This window comes from Streptomyces sp. NPDC006872, assembly GCF_040635845.1.
GTDB lineage: Bacteria > Actinomycetota > Actinomycetes > Streptomycetales > Streptomycetaceae > Streptomyces.
Genome location: NZ_JBEYIL010000026.1, coordinates 1 through 18,529, shown reverse-complemented (window position 1 = coordinate 18,529; position 18,529 = coordinate 1). Strand labels below are relative to the sequence as shown.

The window sequence follows — 18,529 nt, the reverse complement described above, 5'->3', positions numbered from 1 at the left end:
GATGAGTCTTCTCGACTTGTCGCGATGGCAGTTCGCCATCACCGTCATGTTCCACATGACGTTTCCGGCGATCACCGTCGGACTCTCGATCCTCCTGTCGGTCGTCTACGGCCTGTACTGGCGTACCGGCAGGCCGGTCTACCTGCAGATGTTCCGGTTCTGGCGGCGCATCTTCGCCGTCGGCTTCGCGATCGGCGTGGTCGCCGGAGCCGTCATCACCTTCCAGATGGGTCTCAACTGGGGCGTGTACGGCGCCAAGACGGGCCCGGTCATCGGGCCGATCATCGGCATGGAGGTCGTGACGGCCTTCTTCGTCGAGGCCGGCTTCATCGGGGTCCTGCTCTACGGCGACGGCCGTGTCCGCAAGGGCACGATGTTCCTGTCCACCGTGATGGTGTCGGTGGGTACCGTCCTGTCGTCGACGTGGATCATCGCGGCGAACTCGTGGATGCAGACACCCGCCGGATTCAAGGTCGTCCACGGTCAGTTCGAGCCCACCGACTGGATGCGGGTCATCTTCAACCCGTCGTTCATCTGGCGCTGGCCGCACATGCTGGCCGCCGTGCTGATCTCGGCGAGCTTCTTCGTCGCCGGGATCTCGGCCTGGTACCTGGTCAAGGGGCGCGCGAAGGGCTTCGCCCGCCGCTCGATGTCGATCGCGCTCGGGATCGCTGCGCTGCTGATGCCCGTTCAGCTCTACCTCGGTGACAATGTGGCTGGACATGAACTCCCCTACCAACTCTCGAAGTTGGAGGCGATCGAAGGCAACTGGGACAACGGTGACACCGGGTTCGTCCTGTTCTCCGTCCCGGACCAGCAAGCCGCGCGGAACATCGCCGAGCTCGACATTCCCTGTCTCGGCAGTTACATCGCCAAGGACCTCAGCTGTAAGACGGCCATGCCTGGTCTGAAGCTCACCCCGGCGGCCGACCGGCCGGACATGGCCGCGACCTTCTGGGGTTTCCGCGTCATGTTCCTGGCGGCCGTGCTGATGTTCGGCACGGTGTTCGCCGCTACGGTCCTGCGCATCCGCGACCGCCTGTGGACCGCGAGGCGGTTCCACAAATTCGTCCTCTGGACGACCCCGGCCGGGATCCTGGCCATCCTCGGGGGCTGGGTCACCGCCGAGGCGGGACGACAACCGTGGATCGTGTTCGGGCAGCTCCGCACCTCGGACGCCGTGTCCCACCTGGCACCAGGAGAAGTCCTGTTCTCGGTGATCGGCTTCTCCGTGCTCTACCTGATCATGCTGGTGGCCTACGTCGCCTACATCGTCCGCACCATGCGCATCGGCCCGGAACGCGACGACCCCCGACACGAACCTCCACCGCAGGATCTGCCGGACACCGGCCTCGCCGAGGACGGCGTACCGCCGGCGCCTCCCGTACCGCTCGGCTCCCGGGAGGTGGCGGCGCGATGACCACGACCCTCTGGTCGGCGACCGTACTCGTCTGCCTTCTGATGTACGTCGTGCTGGACGGCTACGACCTCGGTGTCGGCGTGGCCACCCTCTTCGAACGCGATCCCGCGCACCGGCGGCACATGCTGGAGTCCGTAGCGGTGGGCTGGGACGGCAACGAGACCTGGCTCATCCTGCTCGGCGTCGCACTCTGGGCGGGCTTCCCCCTGGCCTTCGGCACCCTCCTGCCGCACGCGTACCTGCCGATGACGGTGGTGCTGTTCTCCCTCGTCGTGCGCGGCGTGAGCGTCGAGATGGCATCCCAGGCGCCGCCGGCTCCCCGCTGGACGACCGCCTTCGGCGTGGCGTCGCTGCTGGCCTCGTTCGCGCAGGGTTTCGCCCTGGGGACGCTGACATCGGCGGTACATCTGCGGGGTGACGTCTACACCGGGTCGGCCTTCGGTGCCTTCAGCTGGTTCTGCGTGCTGTCGGGCCTCACCGTCACGGCCGCGTACACCGCCCTCGGCTACGCCTACACGAAGTACAAGGCGGCCGGGCTCCTGAGGGACTCGGCGGCACGACGGGGTGCGGCCGCCACAGCGGTCGGGGGAGTGCTGCTGGTCGTACTTCTTTTCGCCGTCGACACCACCGCCGCACCGCTGAACCTCGAGAGCCCTGGACGGGCCTTCGCGTTCGCGGGGCTGCTGCTGTTCGCCGCCGGGGGAGGAGTCACCGCGCTCGTCACGTTTCCACGGCGGCAGGAGCCCGGGCCGGCGGACGTCCTGTCCCTCGGCGGACTCGTCGTCGCGACCGTGTCCGTGTTCCTCGCCCTGGCCGTGACCCGCTACCCGGTGCTCGTGCCCCCGGACCTCACCGTCGACAGCACGGCCGGGCCGCACTCCACGATGGTCTTCATCCTCGTCGGCATCGGTCTGAACATGCCGCTGGTGCTGGCCTACAACGTGTTCGCCCACCGGGCCTTCGCAGGAAAGCTCGACACCGCAGGAGGGCACTCATGACCGCCCGAAGCTCACTCCCCACGCCGTTCCGTGTCGTGCTGCGCCTGCTCGCCACGGTCGTCTGGACCGTGCTGGGCCTGCTCGCCTACTTCGTCTGCCAGGGGATGTTCGGCGGCTACCGGCAGATCCATTCGCAGCTGCTGACCACCCTGGGCATGATCGCCATCGCTCTGACCGGTGGCATCGCATGGATCATCGACGAGCGGCGCCCTCATGACGACGAGTGAGACGGGCGAGACGGGCGAGGGGCGCGAGCCGGGCGCCGTCGGAAAGCGGCGGGACGACGACGCATGGCTCACCGCGTGCGCGGCACCGGGACGGCGGTGGTTCAACCTGTCGGGCACCCTCCAGATGCTGGAGACGCTGTTCACGATCACCCGCTGGGGCGCCCTGGCATGGACGGCCCAGGCAGTGATGGACCGGGCCGCGACGCACGAGACGCGGGGCCTCGCGGCCTTCGCCGTCACGAGCGTGGTCGCGGTGGGCGCCGGCTGGACGGCGGGCGCGCTCGCCGAGCGGGGCGCGCGTGCCGTCGCCACCGGCCTGCGGGAGCAGTTGACGGGCGCTCTCCTGCCCACCGCGGGGCTGATCCCCACCGCGGGGCGGATCAGCGAGACCGGGCCGGCCGAGGCGGCGTTGGCCGTGGTCGATCTGGTCGACGACGTCGCCGACTTCCACGCGCAGGCCGCGCCCCTGCGCCGGTCGGCACCCCTGTCCATGCTCGCCGTGTTGGCGGTCACGGCCGCGGTGCACTGGCCGGCCGCGATCGTCCTCGTCCTGACCACGGCGCTGCTGCCCCTGAACATGCGTCTGGCGGGGCTGTTCGCCCAGCACGGCGCGGACCGTCAACTGGCCGCGACCCGGCACCTGAACGCCGTCGTCCTCGACAGCTTCCGCGGCCTGCGGACGCTGCGCGAGCTCGGCGCGGTCGGCCGACGCGGTCGCACCCTGACCACAGCCGGCGAGCGGCTGAACCAGGCGACGATGAGCGTCCTGCGCCGCGCCTTCCTGTCCGGCCTGATCATGGACGTCGTCATCACGTTCTCCATCGCGGTGAACGCCACCTACATCGGCCTGTCGCTGCTCGGCTACGTGCAGGTGCCGCACGCTCCGAGGCTCGCGCTGTTCACCGGACTGCTGGTGCTGCTGGTGTGTCCGATGTACTTCGCCCCGATGCGCGCCAGAGCCTCCGCCTTCCATCAGCGGGAGCGCGCCACGAACGCGGCCGACGCCATCCGTGACATCGTCAAGGGCACCCCCGCCGAGGCGACCCGGACGGCCCGTCCGCGGCTGACCGAGCCGGTCGGCGTGTCGCTGACGGCGGTCCGGTACCGCTACGACGGTGCGGACCAGGACACCGTCCATGCCGACGCCGATTTCGCACCGGGCACCTGGACCGCGATCACCGGTGTCTCCGGCGCCGGGAAGAGCACGTTGCTGGCGCTGATCGCCGGCCTGCGCCGACCGACGGCCGGAGCGGTCGGATGGCGCACCTCCGCCGGGCTGCGGGCACCGGCGCTCGGCGGATGCGCGTGGGTCGGACAGCGGACGGTGCTGCTCGACGCGACCGTCCGCGACAACATCCGCCTCGGCCGCCCGGAGGCCGACGAGCGTCAGATACGGCAGGCCGTCGACGCCGCCGGGCTGAACACCGTGATCGAGCGGCTCCCCGAGGGGCTGGACACCCGGCTCGGTGAAGGCGGTTGGGGTGTGTCGACCGGGGAGGCCCGCCGGATCGCCATCGCCCGCGCCTTTCTGCGCGGTGCCCGGCTCTGGCTGCTCGACGAGCCGACCGCCCATCTCGACGCGGACAGCGAACGTGACGTCGTCGCAGCCCTGCTGCGGGCAACCGACGGCTGCACTGTCATCGTCGCCACCCATTCCGCCCCGCTGGCCGCCACGGCCGACGCCGTCCTCGCCATCGACGACGGCCGCCTGTGCGACGCGGGGCCGGTGAACGCGCGATGAGCGGCAGCCCCCGCCAGAACCTCCGCCATAACCCTCGCCACAGCCCCCGCCACAATCCTCGCCACAACCTTCGCCGCGATCGGCGGGCGCGTTTCCTCGCGATCGGAGGGCTGGTGCTCGCCGTCGTCGCCGAACTGTCCTCGGCCGGGCTGCTCGGTCTGTCGGGCTGGTTCATCAGCACCTGCGCCGTCGCCGGCGCGGCCACCTTCAGTTCCTTCTCCTACATCGCGCCCAGCGGCGGTGTGCGTGCCTTCGCCATGGCCCGCATCGCCGGCAACTACAGCAAGCGTCTGGTGCTGCACGCGGCCGCCCTGCGCCGGGTCGCCACCGCTCGGGCCGATCTCTTCGACCGCGCTGCCGCCGCCGACCGGGCACAGACGGACGGCTTGTGGTCGGGGGAACTGCTCGACCGCAGCATCGCCGATGCCGACACCGCCGGGATGGCGTTGATCGAGTGCACGACCCCCGTCGCCGTCACCGCCGCGCTGACCGTCGGCGCCGTCCTCGCCGTCGCCGCGGCCACGTCCCTCGTGCAGGCCGCCGTCCTCTCGGCCGGCGTGGTCATCATGGCGGTGATCGCCCACGAAGCGCCCGGCGCCGCCCGCGCAGCCGAGCAGAACGCCCGCAGGGCGCTGCGCGCCGAACTCGTCACAGCCGTCGACGCATGGCCGGAGATGGCCTCGCTCGGGGCGGCCGAGCAGCTCGCGACGCGTACGACGGCGAGGTTCATCCGACTCGAGGCCGCGCGGGAAGCGGCCGGGCGGCGCGGGCGCCGGACCACGCTGACCATCGACATGGTCGGCACGGCCACCCTGATCGCCACGGCGGCCACCGGCAGCGCACCGGATGCCCCCACATTCGTGTTCGTCGCCCTGATGTCTCTCGGCGTGCTGGCCCAGGTCGGGCAACTGGCCAACGCCGCCGAGGCCCGAGCCGCTGCGCAGGCCGCCCACCACAGACTCACGACGAGCATGCCGCCCACCACGAGTGACACCGGCGTCGCGGCGATGCGGTCATGGTCCACCGGGCAGGGCATCGGCTTCGCCGACCACCTCCTTCCGCCGATGGCTCTCCGGCCGGGGCGCGTCCTCGACGCCACCGTGGCCCGAGGCACGATGCTCGTCGTCACCGGCCGCTCCGGCAGCGGCAAGAGCACCCTGCTGCGGGCCCTCGCCTCGTCGCTGCGGCAGGCTGCCGACGGCCGCGACGGTCGGCCCGCCGTCGTGGCCGTCGCCGCCGACGACCACCTCTTCACCGGCACACTCGGCTCCAACTGGCGGCTCGCCGATGCCGCCCTGACCGATGACGAGATCGACGAACGCCTCTGCGAACTGCGGCTGAACGACAGCGGACTGACGGCCGGAACCGCCGTGGGCCCCGGTGGGAGGCAGCTCTCCGGTGGCGAGCTCCGCCGGGTCTACCTGGGCCGGGCCCTGGCCCGCCAGCCGCACGTACTCATCGTCGACGAACCGACCACGGGCCTGGACGACCGAACCGCCCGACACGTACTCGGCATTCTCACGCAGCTGCCCGACACCACGGTCGTCGTCGCCCTGCACGACGTACCGGAGTGTCTCGAGTCGGCCGGCAACGTGACCCGGCTCCCGCTCGACCGCTGAGGACCGTGAATGCGCTCGGCGGCGGCAGCGGCCACGACGCTGAGAGTAGTCCCGGTGACGCGGCTCTGACCTCGGTGAATGGAACGCGTTCCGCGCACAAAGATGCGTCAGTACGTCGTTGACCGGCGATCCGCGGCAGGGCCAGGGTGGTGGAGCCACATCGGATCCCGACCACCCGTTTCCGGTCACCGAACTGTGCGTAGGAGGCCGTGATGCTCCGTACAGACACCCGTGAACACCCCGAGTCCGCAGCAGAACACGAGGCCGCGACCGCAGCTGCGGACGCACCGGAGGTCTGCTGCGAACTTCTCTTCCAACGCTGCCGCTGGTGCGGCACCGCGGCCTACCGCCGCTCGTTCTGCCGGGCCTGCGGGTCCACGGCCTTCACCCGGGAGCGCAGCGAGGGCTCCGGGGTCGCCGTGCGCCGAAGTGGCCATGTCCCGCTCAACACGTGGTTCGTCGCCATGGACGAGGGCTTCAACCTGCTCTGCCAGATCACCGGGACGGCGCCGGTCGCGGTCGCGATGGGCGCACGGGTGCGTGTCGTACGGCCCGTCGACCCAGTCGACCAGGGCCTGCCCCTCGTCGAACTCACCCACCCGGCGCCGCCTCTGGAGCGCTGGTGGTAGCGGGAGACGGCCGAGACACAGGCACCTCGCACTCGCGGGGCGACCGGAGAGGAGGGTGCGTGGGCACCCAGCACAACGCGCCGGACGAACGGTTCGGCATTCTCGGGGAAGGGGGGCGCGGTGCGCTGGAAGGGCTGCGCGTCGCCGACTTCTCCCGCGTCCTCGCGGGGCCCTATGCCACGATGCTCCTCGCCGACCTCGGCGCGGACGTGGTGAAGGTCGAGCGGCCGGGCATCGGGGACGACACCCGGGCCTGGCATCCGCCGGCGGACCGCGACGGCACGTCGACCTATTTTCTGAGCGTCAACCGGAACAAGAGGTCCGTCGTCCTGGACCTGACGACCGAGACGGGTCTGGCACAAGCCCGCGCCCTGGTCGCCGAGTCCGACGTGCTGGTGGAGAACTTCCGCCCGGGCACGATGGAGCGGCTGGGGCTCGGTCCCCGTGAACTCCGCTCCCGGCACCCGGGGTTGGTCTACTGCTCGATCAGCGGCTTCGGCAGCGGCGCGGGCGCGGCGATCCCCGGATACGACCTGCTCGTACAGGCCGTCGGCGGTCTGATGAGCGTGACCGGGGAGGCGGACGGGGGGCCGGTGAAGGCGGGCGTGGCGCTGGTCGATGTGATCACCGGTCTGCACGCCTCGCTGGGCATCCTCGCCGCCCTGCGACACCGAGACGCCACGGGTGAGGGCCAGTGCGTGGAGGTGAACCTGCTCGGCTCGCTGCTGTCGGCCATGGTCAACCAGGCGTCGGCGTTCGCCGTCGCGGGTGTCGTTCCGGGCCGTATGGGCAACGCGCACCCGAGCATCGCGCCGTACGAGACCTTCCCGGCCGCCGATCGTCCGATCGCGCTGGCGGTGGGCAACGACCGGCAGTTCGCGGCGCTCGCCGAGGCCGTCGGGGACCCCGGTCTCGCCGCCGACGACCGCTTCCGTACCAATGCCGACCGGGTCGCCCACCGCGCCGCACTGCGCGACATCCTGACCGAACGGCTTGGCGCCGCCGGCGCGGACCACTGGTCGGCCGTCCTGCTGGCCGCCGGGGTGCCCGCCGGGCCGGTCAACTCCCTTGACGAGGCATTCGACTTCGCCCGGAAGCTCGGTCTCCCCGGCATCGTCGACCTCCCCGCCGACGCGGGGGAGGACAGGCCCTCACGCCAGGTCGCGTCCCCCATCGCGCTGAGCGGAACGCCCGCGCAGTACCGCCTCCCGCCGCCGCGCCTGGGACAGCACACCGCCGAGATCCACCACTGACGTGCCACCGCACTCCCGCGCCGAAGGGAGCGGCTGCATGACCGCTCACGGCGCAGACACGACCGAACCCACCACCTCGAACACCAGGAGCTCACGATGAGCGGCGCCAAGCCGATGAAGGACCCTCTCGACCTGCTCGATCTCTCCTCCACCCTCACCGACGAGGAACGCGAGATCCAGGCGACCGTCGCCAAGTTCCTCGCCGACCGGGTGCGCCCGCACATCGGCGAGTGGTTCGAGAACGCCCACTTCGCCCGCGAACTCGCCCCCGAACTGGGCAAGCTGGGCGTACTCGGCATGCATCTCGAAGGGTACGGCTGCGCCGGGACGAACGCGGTCGGCTACGGCCTCGCCTGCCTGGAACTGGAGGCGGCGGACTCCGGCTTCCGCAGCTTCGTCTCCGTGCAGGGCTCGCTGTCGATGTTCTCCATCTGGAAGTGGGGCTCCGAGGAGCAGAAGCAGGAGTGGCTGCCCCGGCTCGCCGCCGGTGAGGCCATCGGCTGCTTCGGCCTGACCGAGCCCGACTTCGGCAGCAACCCCTCCGGGATGCGCACCAGGGCCGTCCGCGACGGCGGGGGAGACTGGATCCTCAACGGCTCCAAGATGTGGATCACCAACGGCGGCATCGCCGACGTGGCCACCGTCTGGGCCCAGACCGAGGACGGCATCCGCGGCTTCCTCGTCCCGCGCGGCACCCCAGGCTTCACCACCCAGGACATCAAGCAGAAGATGTCGCTGCGCGCCTCCATCACCTCGGAGTTGCACTTCGACGACGTACGGCTGCCCGACTCGGCGCGCCTGCCGCTCGCGGAGGGTCTGCGCGGACCGCTGTCCTGCCTGAACGAGGCCCGCTTCGGCATCCTGTTCGGCGCGGTCGGCGCCGGCCGCGACTCACTCCAGGCGGCCATCGAGTACGCCGACTCCCGCGTGCAGTTCGACAAGCCGATCAGCGCCTTCCAACTCACCCAGAAGAAACTCGCCGACATGACCGTGTCCCTGAGCGGCGCGGCCCTGCTCGCCCTGCACCTGGGCCGGCTCAAGGACCAGCACCGCATCCGGCCCGAGCAGATCAGCGTCGGCAAGCTCAACAACGTCCGGGAAGCGCTCGCCATCGCACGGGAGTGCCGCACCGTCCTGGGGGCCAACGGCATCTCCCTGGAGTACTCGCCGCTGCGGCACGCCAACAACCTGGAGTCCGTGCTGACGTACGAAGGCACCAGCGAGATGCACACCCTGGTCGTCGGCCAGGCGATCACCGGCCAGGCGGCGTTCCGCTGATCACTGGAGGCCGAGGGAGAGCACCGGGGAACACCCTCGTATCGGCCCGACTCCGCGCTCGACGCCATCCGCAAGGTCCTGGCGACGGGCGCTGACGGGGGGATCCACCGCTGAATGAACGGCCGGTGCCTGCTTCACCGTGACGGACGGCCGTCGTGCCCCGGGGCTGCGCCGCGAGGAGTCGGCGCAGTCGGCCGGGCTCTCCGTCGACCATGTCCTGCGCCTGGAGCAGGGACGTGGTGTTCACCGCGGACTGGACGCTGGTGGGGTGGGACTCCGTGGGGAGCGGCGGGCCCGTACGGCGACGCCGCAGTCCTTCCACGGGCCACGTCGTCAGGCGGCGCGGTAGTTGAAGAACCCCTGTCCCGACTTGCGGCCCAGCAGGCCCGACTCGACCATGCGACGCAGCAACGGGGGAGGGGCGTACAGCGGTTCGCGGTACTCCTCGTACAGCGCCTCGCCGATCGCGGCCACGGTGTCCAGGCCGATCAGGTCGGCCAGGTGCAGCGGGCCCATCGGGTGGGCGCAGCCGGCGGTCATGCCCGTGTCGATGTCCTGTGCTGTCGCCGCACCGGAGCCGACCATCCGCACCGCCGCCAACAGGTACGGAACGAGGAGGGAGTTGACGACGAAGCCCGCGCGGTCCTGCGTCACGACCGTCGTCTTGCCCAGGGTCTCGCCCGCGAAGGCCTGCGCGCGCAGTTCCGTGGCCTTCGAGGTCTGCAACGAGGGGATCACCTCGACCAGCGGCATGACGGGAACGGGGTTGAAGAAGTGCAGTCCGACCACCGCCTCCGGTCGTCGGGTCACGGCCGCGAGTCGGGCGATGGGGATCGAGGAGGTGTTGCTCGCCAGGATGGCGGCCGGATCGGTGACCATCTCGTCCAGCTGCCGGAACAGCGCGGTCTTGGCCGATTCGTCTTCTACGGCGGCCTCGATGACCAGGTCCGCAGCGGCCAGCCGGGCGAGATCGGCGGTGACCGAGATCCCGGCCAGGGCATGTGCGCGCTCTTCCGGGGCGATGGTTCCGCGCTTCTCGGCTTTGAGCAGGGAGTCCGCAACGCCCACAAGTCCCGCTCGGGCCCTGTCCTCGGTCACGTCGCACAACGTGACGTGCAGGCCCGCCCGGGCGCAGACCTCGGCGATGCCTCGGCCCATCTGCCCGGCGCCGACGACTCCCACGTGCTTGATCGATGTCATGTGTTCCTCCGCGTGTCCCTCCGCCCGGGGCGATCGATCGACGCCGCCACGGGCTGTGGTGCCGTGTTGAGCCTAGGCCGGTAAAACCCCTCTGACCTGCTCGGACAGTGCGTATTCCGCGCACAAACATGCGTCGGTTCGTCGTTGACCGGCCGTGCCGCGCGGGGCCATGCCGATCACGACCGGGGCAGGCCCGGCGGCGGTCGGAGAGCCGGTACGAGCAGCGGTCGGGGCACATCAGGGGGCGACACTCCCTGACGGGCCTGACGGGCCTGACGGGCCTGACGGGCCTGACGGGCCTGATGGTGCTGCCGAGGGGGCCGTGGTATCAGCCGGCGACGGTCGTGGGGGCGGCCGCCTCCCGTAGGCGGCGGATCACGCCGCGCACCGCGGGCGAGGTTTCCCCCGTGCGGTAGGCGCCCACCAGCCGGGTGGTGAGCGGTACGTCCGCCAGCGGCCGGTAGGCGACCCCCGGTATCCGGACGCGGCGCAGCGAGTCCGGCACGAGTGCCACCGCGAGACCGCCGCCCACCAGAGTGAGTGCGGCGATGAAGTCCCGTACCGGGGGAGCGCACCGCGGGCTGAAACCTCCTCGCGCGGCCACCTCCAGGATCTGGTCGCGGCAGCCGTACTCCTCGTCGAAGTGCGGGGCCACGAACTGCTCATGGCGCAGTTCCGTCGCCGGTACCGTTTCGTGTGCCGCCAGCGGAGCGCCGTCCGGCAGCGCGAGGACGACGTCCTCGGTGAGCAGACGGGTGGCGGTGACGCCGGCCGGGTACTCCGGCCGCCAGCGCAGGAAGCCGACGTCGATGTCCCCGCAGGACAGGGCCTCCAGCTGGGCCGGTGTCTCCAACTCGCGCACCTGCACGGTGAGGTGGGTGTCGAGGGTCGTGCACCGGGTGAGGACGTCGGTCAGCACACCGGAGAAGGCGGCGGAGGCCACGTAGGCGATCTCGGCGTGCCCCAGCTCCCCGCGACCGGCACGCCGGCCCACCGCCTCCGCGCGGGCGGCCTGCGCGAGCGTCAGTCGTGCCTCTTCCAGGAACAGCCGCCCGGCGCTGGTGAGCGCCGGGCGGGTGCGCCGTCCGCGGTCGATCAGCCGCACTCCCAGGTGTGACTCCAGTGCTCTGACCTGGGCGCTGAGCGCCGAAGGAGCCAGATGCAGCCGGTCCGCCGCGCGCGCGAAGTGCAGTTCCTCCGCGACGACGACGAACGATTCCAGCCAGCGCAGTTCCACCGGCTCCTCCGTCCTGCGTGAATGGGTCGGTCAGGGGATGACGACGTAGTTGCTGAATCCGCCGTCGCGGTCCTCGAGCCCCGAGATCGCCTCGTTGACCCTGGCCAGCGGGAAGGGCTTGGCCTGCAGGTAGGACAGATCCAGGGCGCCGGTGGCCACCATGGCGGCGAGTTCCTGCCCCTGCGCGGTGCTGAACCAGTTGGAGCCGATCAGCTGGACCTGCTCGTCCATGAGCCACTTCACGTCCACGGGCAGCCGGTCGGCCACCCCGCCCACATTGACCACCCTGCCGCCCCGCCGGACGCCCTGCAGGGAGTCGAGCATGGTCTCCACCGGCGCCTTGGCGCCCAGAGCGCTGATCACATAGTCCGCGCCCTCGCCGCCGGTGCGGGACTTCGCCCACTCACCGGTGGAGCCGTCGCCCAGCCGGAGGACCTCGACGCGATCCGGGTCGAGTTCCTTGACGCGCTTGAGGAGTTCCTCGTTGCGGCCGGTTCCGAGGATCCGGGAGGCGCCGGAGGCCAGCGCGAGCACCGTCGAGGCGACACCGAGGGTTCCCGTGATGCCGTCGATGAGCGCGACCTGGCCGGGGCCGGCGGCCGCGTTCTTGAGGGCGCCGTAGGACGTGCCGATGTAGCCCAGCTTCCCGGCCTGCTCGAACGTCATGTTGTCCGGGATGTTGACGATCGAGTACTGCGGGGCGGTCATGTACTCGGCGAAACCGCCGTAGGGGTACAGGTCGAAGATCCGCTGGCCGTCCCGGGAGGTGCTGAAGTACCCGTTCAGGGTGAAGTAGCGGCACCGGCTCAGTTCGCCGCCCCGGCACACCTGGCAACTGCCGCAGGAGCGAAGGGGGTTGACGTACACCCGGTCGCCCGGCTTGGTGTGCAGCACCGCCTCGCCGACCTGTTCGACCACGCCGGCGGCGTCCAGGCCGAAGATGGCGGGGAACCTGGGCAACGGCTGGTGCGGGAACCAGGCCGGCCAGTTGTTGATCACGTTGGCCATGTTCGGCACGATCCCGCACGCCTTGACCCGCACCAGCACGTCGGTCGGTCGCGGGACGGGCACGTCGATCGTGTCGATCGACATCGGCTCCCCGAGCGCGTGCAGTCGAGCAGCGAGCATTTTCGCCATTGAAATACTCCTAGAAAATCACGGCTCAATCAGTTCAGGCACTTACGGCGCCTGTTCCTACGACTTCGGGAAAGGGTTCGGGTAACTGTCCTCGAGGTCGATGTCCAGCAGTCCCATGATGCGGACGCCGGAGTTGTACCAGGCGATGGACAAGGACAGTTCGACCATCTGCTGGTCCGTCAGGAGGTCGGCGGCGGCTCGCCAGGTCTGCTCCGAGACGTCGACCTGGAGTGTGGACTCCTTGGCGAGGCGCATCACCGCCCTCTCCGTTTCGTCGAACAGGTCGGAGGACTCGAAGTCGGCCACGGCCGCCAGCTGTTCCTCGGTGAGGCCGGCCCCCAGTCCGTGTGACTGGTGGTGTGCGACCTCGTACGCCGACCGGGTCGCGTACCCCACCGTCAGGATCGCCAGTTCCCGCAGGCGTGGGCTGAGGTCGGCGGCCCGCAGCGAGTTGGCGTAGGTCAGGAAGGCGTCCAGCTGGGCCGGCGCGTTCGTCAGGGCGAGGAAGATGTTCGCCGTCGGGACCTTGCGCTCGGCTTCCAGCCGGTCGTAGAGAGGCTTGTGCGACTCGTCCGCGTCCTCGCGACGCAGGTAGGGGACTCGTGCCATGGTGACTCCTGGAGGCGCGGAAGGTCAGGGAGTGGACTGTTCGAGCAGGAACCGCTCGAGCGTCATCGGCTTGGGCGGTTCGGCCGCCGGGATCTGCTTCACCCCGACGAAGGGCGACGCCTCGAAGTACCACTTCTCCAGGGCCGGCAGGCCCCAGCGGGCGTTGGTGCTCAGCGATCCCGCGTCCCAGCGCACCGGCTCGATCTCGGTGTCGATCGTCTGGTAGTGACTGTTGAAGACCTCCACCCGGTGCCCGTCGGGATCGCGGAGGTAGACGAAGAGCATCCCGCCCGGACCATGGCGTCCGGGGCCCCGCTCCACGCCGTCGCCGTAGCCTTGGATGCCCGCCCAGTCGCAGGCGGTGAAGATGTCGTGGCTCTCGGAGACGGTGTAGGCGAAGTGGTGCAGGGCGGGCCCGGTGTTCTCGACGATCGCGAGGTCGAGGCAGGTGCCCTTGCGGTACATGAACGCACCCAGCAGTTTGTCGCCGTGCTCCAGGTACTCCGAGTTGCGGAAGCCGAGCTCGCTGTAGAACGCGCACAGCTCGTAGGTGTCGGGCGCGAAGACCTGATAGTGGTCCAGCCTCTGGGCGTGGGCACCCTTGTAGGACGCGAAGTCGATGTGCAGCCGCGGCCGCGTCTCCATGTGCGCGCACAGTTCGAGCGGTGTGCCGATCGGGTCGCTGACGTGCAGGGTGCGGCCCTGATACGGCTCGTCGACCCACTCGGCGGGCAGTCCCCGCTCCCGGAACCAGGCGTATGCGAGGTCGAGGTCCTCGTCGAAGAAGACCCGGAAGCCGATCCTCCTGCTCATGCCCGCGCCTTCTTCGTCCAGTTCCAGGACGAGGCTGTGATGGCAGGCTTCGGCCAGGCCGCGCAGATAGCAGGTGCGTTCGTCCTCGTCGCTCACGACGAGTCCCAGCACGTTCACGTAGAAGTTTCGGCTCTCGGCCAGATCAGCGACGGTGAGACGCACATGGCTGGAGCGGGTGATATTGAAATTCGGACGCAGATTGACGGGTGGCAGCATGCTGGTCTCCGTGCTCCGATCGGATCTGGAATTCGATGACTTTAATGCCTCGGTTCTTCGAGGCAGTTTTACGGTGCGGTCGTCGTGGGCCCGGGCGCGGCGAAGGCGAGGGCGGACCAGCCGCTGAATTCCGCGGATTCACCGAGGGACTCCTCGATGCGCAGAACCTCGTTCCACTTTGCCATGCGCTCGGAGCGGGTGAACGAGCCCACCTTGAGCTGGCCCGCGTCCCAGCCGACGCTGAGATGGGCGATGGTGACGTCCTCGCTCTCCCCGGAACGGGCCGAGACGATGGTGCCGAAGCCGGCATCCTTACCGGCACACAGGGCCTGGTAGGCCTCCGTGACCGTGCCGGCCTGGTTCGGCTTGACGAGTACGGCGTTCGCCGCCCCGTTGGTCGCCGCGGCCTCGACCCGCTTGGCGTTCGTGACCAGGTAGTCGTCGCCGATCACCTGGCAGCGGTGGCCGTAGCGCCGGGTGAACTCCAGCATGCCCTCGTGGTCGTCCTCGCCCACCGGGTCCTCGACGGACAGGATCGGATACCGCTCGATCCAGCTGCCCAGCAGGTCGATCAGCGCGGCGGTGTCCAGGGCGCGGTCGTCCAAGGCCAGTGTGTACCGCCCGCCGCTGCCGAACTGCGAGGCCGCGACGTCCAGCGAGATGCCCACCTGCGTCGAGGGAGTGAGGCCCGCGTTCTCGATCGCCCGGGTGAGTGTCTCCAGCGCCTCCTCGTTGGAGTCGAAGGCGGGCCAGAAACCGCCTTCGTCGGCGACCCCCTGCGCTTTGCCCGCCTGCCGCATCAGAGTGCCGGCGGCCCGGTAGATCTCCGCCGTCCAGTCCAGGGCTTCGGAGAAGCTCCGTGCCGCAGGGCACATCACCATGAAGTCCTGGACATCGACGCGGCGGTCCGCGTGGGCTCCGCCACCGAAGATCTGGATCTCCGGCAGCGGGATGCGGACCGGCCGTCCGCCCGCCAGATGCTGCCAGAGGGGCACGCCGGCCGACGCGGCGGCGGCGTGCAGGACCGCCATGGAGGTGGCCACGATCGCGTTGCCGCCGAGACGGCTGCGGTCGGGGGTGCCGTCGAGATCCACCAGGAGTCGGTCAACGGCCTCCTGGTCGGTCGCGTCGAGTCCCAGCAGGGCGGGCGCGATCTCGTGGTTCACCGAGCCCACCGCGCGCTGGACGTCGAGGCCGCCGAAGCGGCTGCCGCCGTCGCGCAGATCCAGGGCCTCGCCCTGGCCCGTCGAGGCCCCCGCCGGTGCGATGGCCCGCCCGATCGCGCCGCCCACGAGGTGGACCTCGACCTCGACGGTCGGCCGACCACGTGAGTCCCACACCCTGCGGCCATGGAGCTGGGCGATCCGCGCGTCTGTCATTGCGGTGCACCTTTCGAAGTTCGGAATTCGGAGTTCGGGCAATCGGGTCGACGGAAGACGCCGGCGCTTGTCATCGAGGGCCGGGCATCCCCGCAGCCGGAGGCGTACGGAAGAAGTGCTCGACGACGAACGGGCGCGGACAGCTCTGGCGGGGCGGCGCCTGAATCGGCGCGGCGGCGCTGGGCGCGAGCGGAAGGGAGATGACGAGGGTTGCTCGTCCACTGCGGCTCTTGTCGTGCTAACGATAGCGCAATCGTGCAAAGCGGCCACGACTCTGTCAAGAGGGGCGACGGTAGTCCGACCCCTTGGTTTCATCGTTTGTTTGCCCCCCTTGGTTCACCGGGGCATCAATGCTATCGTTCGCACAGCTTGGTGCCCCAGCAGGAACTCCGGCGGACCCGCGCCCTCCTGGACGGACGGACAGCACAGGTGGCGTGGGTCCGCCGGGCCGAATCCCGGACACACAAAGGCGCCCGGAGCTCATGCTCCGGGCGCCTTCGTATGCGTGGGCGCCTTCATGTGCGCGGGTGGGTGAGACCGTCCCTGGCTCATACGGACCCTGACGGAGTCCTTCCGTCAGGGGGCGCCGTGCTGCCGCGCAGGACCAGCGATCCGGGGGAGACGGACGTGTACGGGCCGGCATTGTCCGGCTTGGTCTTGAGCCGGCGCATCAGCCAGAGCGCGCAACCGGTGGCCATCTCCTGGATCGGCAGGCCGATCGTGGTGAGTCCGGGACCCCACCAGGAGAACCCGGGCTCGTCCCCGAAACCGACCACGGACAGTTCCCCGGGCACCTTCACGCCCTGCTCGGACAACTCCTCCAGGACCCCCCGAGTGAGCTGGATCGATCCCAATACCAGAGCGGTGGGCGCCTCCGGGCCCTTCAGTAGCCGGCGCACCGCCTGGCGGCCGTGGTTCACCGACGACGGCGGGCCCAGCTCCGTACGCCCGGCGCCGTCCGGCAATCCCCCCTCGGTCAGGGCGCTGCGAAAGCCGCGCAGACGCTCCGCGCCGGTGGGCAGCTCCTCGGGTCCGCCCAGATACGCGATGCGCGTGTGGCCCAGCGCCACCAGGTGCGCCGTGGCCTGACGCAGTGCCTCCTGGTCGTCCACACCGAACCACTGGGAACCGAGCGACGGGTGGCGGCGCAGCAACTGGAGGTGCGGCAGGCCGCGCAGGAGCTTGACCGACTCGCTGTGCGGGCGGGCAGTGGGCACGATGATGACGCCGGCCACGCGGTTCGCGGACAGTTCGCGCAGGTGGCGCAGCTCCACCGTCCGGTCGTCGTCGGTCTCCGAGAGCATCAGCTGGAAGCCCTCGGCCTCCATGTTCTTGGACAGCTCGTGTGCGATCGTCGAGTAGAAGCTGTTGCGGATGTCCGGGATCACCAGTGCGACCACGTTGCTGGACGCTCCGCGCATCATCCGGGCCGCGCGGTTGCCGACGTACCCCATCTCGGAAGCGGCCTGGCGGACCCGGAATTTGGTCTCCTCGCTGATGCGGGGATCGTCGGAGAGTGCCCTGCCGACCGTCGAGACGGAGATTCCGAGGCGTTCGGCGATGTCCCTGGTCGTGATCACGTAAGGGCCCCCTCGAGCTGGCTGATCCCGCTGCCGTCACTTTCCGTATGCCAACGATAGCACTCGTGTTGCGCTCCGTGGTCGGAGAGTTGGGGGCGCCGGGTTGATCATCGCCTTTATGCTAACGTTAGCACTACTGGATGGGCCGTGCAGTCGTTGTCGGCTGCCTAGTTGCGGAGGTGTCCGTGCGGATCGTCAGGTATGCCGTCGACGGTGTGCGTCACTACGGGGAATTCGAAGCGGATGACGCCAGGATCGCGCGATTCGAGGGCGATCCCTTCACCGGGTTGTCCCCTACGGGGCGCGTCGACGAAGTGGGCGACGTGGTCGTACTTTCGCCGCTGGAGGCGCCCAGGATCTTCGGGTTCGCCTACAACTACGCCTCACACGTCGACGAGACCGACCGTGAGGTTCCGGAAGTCCCCGTGTGTTTCATGAAGCCGAGCACCGCGGTGATCGGACCCGATGAGGCGATCGTCTATCCGGCGGATGGCGAACTGGTGCATTTCGAAGGCGAGTTGGTCGTCGTCATCGGAAAGAGAGCCCGCCATGTGAAGCCTTCCGAGGCCCATGAGTACATCCTCGGCTATACGTGCGGCAATGACGTCAGCGACCGCATCGTGCAGCGTAGGGAAAGCGCGTACGGCACGCTGCTGATCGGCAAGGGACAGGACACGTTCGCTCCCCTCGGGCCGGTCATCGCGACCGGGCTCGACCCGTCGGCACTGCGGCTGACGACCCGTGTGAACGGCGCCGTCACGCAGGCGGCGAGCACCGCCGACCTGCTGCTCACCGTTTTCGACCTGGTCAGCTACCTCAGCCGCCATCTGACCCTGCTGCCCGGAGACGCGATCATGACCGGGACGCCTGCCGGTGTCGGGCCGATCCGCCCCGGGGACGAGGTCGAGGTGGAGATCGAGGGCATCGGCGTGCTGCGCAATCCGGTCGTGGCCGAGAGTCTCTGACTCCGGACGCCCGCCGGGCGACAGTCCACAGGGCCTGCCCACCGCCGCGCGGTGGGCAGGCCCTGTGATGTCGGCGGTGTGCCACCGTCCCTGCCGGTGATACGTCACCGTGTCGCACCGGGCCGGGCGCCCGGGGGGGCCCCGGGGGAGATTTGGGGTGGGGGGGGGGGGGTGGCGACCGCGGTGTTGTTAGGCGGGGTGGGGTCGAATGGGCGGGGGGGGGCGGGC

General features: G+C 69.9%; 16 protein-coding genes and 1 pseudogene. 10 read left to right on the top strand and 7 right to left on the bottom strand.

The annotated features are described in order from the left end of the window. Position 1: 1 nt before the first annotated feature. The 9 genes and pseudogenes from ABZ725_RS46670 to ABZ725_RS46630 all read left to right on the top strand — a co-directional run. The gene (locus ABZ725_RS46670; RefSeq protein ID WP_358808454.1) at positions 2-1,420 is read left to right on the top strand and encodes a cytochrome ubiquinol oxidase subunit I; all 1,419 of its coding nucleotides are present in this window, start codon (positions 2-4) and stop codon (positions 1,418-1,420) included. Continuing rightward, complete coding sequence (locus tag ABZ725_RS46665; RefSeq protein ID WP_358808453.1) at positions 1,417-2,418, top strand: cytochrome d ubiquinol oxidase subunit II; 1,002 nt, start codon at positions 1,417-1,419, stop codon at positions 2,416-2,418. Before ABZ725_RS46670 ends, ABZ725_RS46665 begins: the two co-directional genes overlap by 4 nt. After that, a complete protein-coding gene (locus ABZ725_RS46660) occupies positions 2,415-2,645 on the top strand; it encodes a hypothetical protein (protein ID WP_358808452.1) in 231 nt (76 codons plus the stop codon). The genes ABZ725_RS46665 and ABZ725_RS46660 overlap by 4 nt, the downstream gene beginning before the upstream one ends. Continuing rightward, positions 2,632-4,386 carry an ATP-binding cassette domain-containing protein gene (locus ABZ725_RS46655; RefSeq protein WP_358808451.1) on the top strand — a complete coding sequence of 585 codons (1,755 nt, stop codon included), beginning with the start codon at positions 2,632-2,634 and terminating at the stop codon, positions 4,384-4,386. The genes ABZ725_RS46660 and ABZ725_RS46655 overlap by 14 nt, the downstream gene beginning before the upstream one ends. A 113-nt stretch (positions 4,387-4,499) precedes the next feature. After that, a complete protein-coding gene (locus tag ABZ725_RS46650; RefSeq protein ID WP_358808450.1) occupies positions 4,500-6,005 on the top strand; it encodes an ATP-binding cassette domain-containing protein in 1,506 nt (501 codons plus the stop codon). A gap of 212 nt (positions 6,006-6,217) precedes the next feature. Then, a complete protein-coding gene (locus tag ABZ725_RS46645) occupies positions 6,218-6,634 on the top strand; it encodes a zinc ribbon domain-containing protein (protein WP_358808449.1) in 417 nt (138 codons plus the stop codon). Between the two features lie 98 nt (positions 6,635-6,732). Then, entirely contained in the window at positions 6,733-7,887 is a 1,155-nt protein-coding gene (locus tag ABZ725_RS46640; protein WP_358808530.1) for a CoA transferase, read from the top strand. Between the two features lie 96 nt (positions 7,888-7,983). Continuing rightward, positions 7,984-9,165, top strand: a complete 1,182-nt coding sequence (locus ABZ725_RS46635) for an acyl-CoA dehydrogenase family protein (protein ID WP_358808448.1) — start codon at positions 7,984-7,986, stop codon at positions 9,163-9,165. A gap of 139 nt (positions 9,166-9,304) precedes the next feature. Next, positions 9,305-9,403 (top strand): annotated as a pseudogene (locus ABZ725_RS46630) (transcriptional regulator); the annotation flags it as partial. Positions 9,404-9,498: 95 nt separating this feature from the next. On the opposite strand, the gene ABZ725_RS46625 reads toward ABZ725_RS46630, so the two are convergent. From ABZ725_RS46625 to ABZ725_RS46595, 7 genes are all read right to left on the bottom strand, one after another. After that, a complete protein-coding gene (locus tag ABZ725_RS46625) occupies positions 9,499-10,365 on the bottom strand; it encodes a 3-hydroxybutyryl-CoA dehydrogenase (RefSeq protein WP_358808447.1) in 867 nt (288 codons plus the stop codon). 328 nt (positions 10,366-10,693) lie between these two features. After that, positions 10,694-11,602 (bottom strand): LysR substrate-binding domain-containing protein, encoded by a 909-nt coding sequence (locus ABZ725_RS46620; RefSeq protein WP_358808446.1) that lies wholly within the window; start codon positions 11,600-11,602, stop codon positions 10,694-10,696. A 30-nt stretch (positions 11,603-11,632) separates the two neighbouring features. Continuing rightward, positions 11,633-12,739, bottom strand: a complete 1,107-nt coding sequence (locus tag ABZ725_RS46615; protein WP_358808445.1) for an alcohol dehydrogenase catalytic domain-containing protein — start codon at positions 12,737-12,739, stop codon at positions 11,633-11,635. 57 nt (positions 12,740-12,796) lie between these two features. Then, complete coding sequence (locus tag ABZ725_RS46610; RefSeq protein WP_358808444.1) at positions 12,797-13,348, bottom strand: carboxymuconolactone decarboxylase family protein; 552 nt, start codon at positions 13,346-13,348, stop codon at positions 12,797-12,799. 24 nt (positions 13,349-13,372) lie between these two features. Further along, positions 13,373-14,377, bottom strand: a complete 1,005-nt coding sequence (locus ABZ725_RS46605; RefSeq protein ID WP_358808443.1) for a VOC family protein — start codon at positions 14,375-14,377, stop codon at positions 13,373-13,375. Between the two features lie 68 nt (positions 14,378-14,445). Continuing rightward, positions 14,446-15,756, bottom strand: a complete 1,311-nt coding sequence (gene eno / locus ABZ725_RS46600) for a phosphopyruvate hydratase (RefSeq protein ID WP_358808442.1) — start codon at positions 15,754-15,756, stop codon at positions 14,446-14,448. Between the two features lie 548 nt (positions 15,757-16,304). Continuing rightward, a complete protein-coding gene (locus ABZ725_RS46595; protein WP_358808441.1) occupies positions 16,305-17,336 on the bottom strand; it encodes a LacI family DNA-binding transcriptional regulator in 1,032 nt (343 codons plus the stop codon). A gap of 185 nt (positions 17,337-17,521) precedes the next feature. On the opposite strand from ABZ725_RS46595, the gene ABZ725_RS46590 reads away from it, so the two are divergent. Next, complete coding sequence (locus tag ABZ725_RS46590) at positions 17,522-18,301, top strand: fumarylacetoacetate hydrolase family protein (protein ID WP_358808440.1); 780 nt, start codon at positions 17,522-17,524, stop codon at positions 18,299-18,301. Positions 18,302-18,529 lie beyond the last annotated feature (228 nt).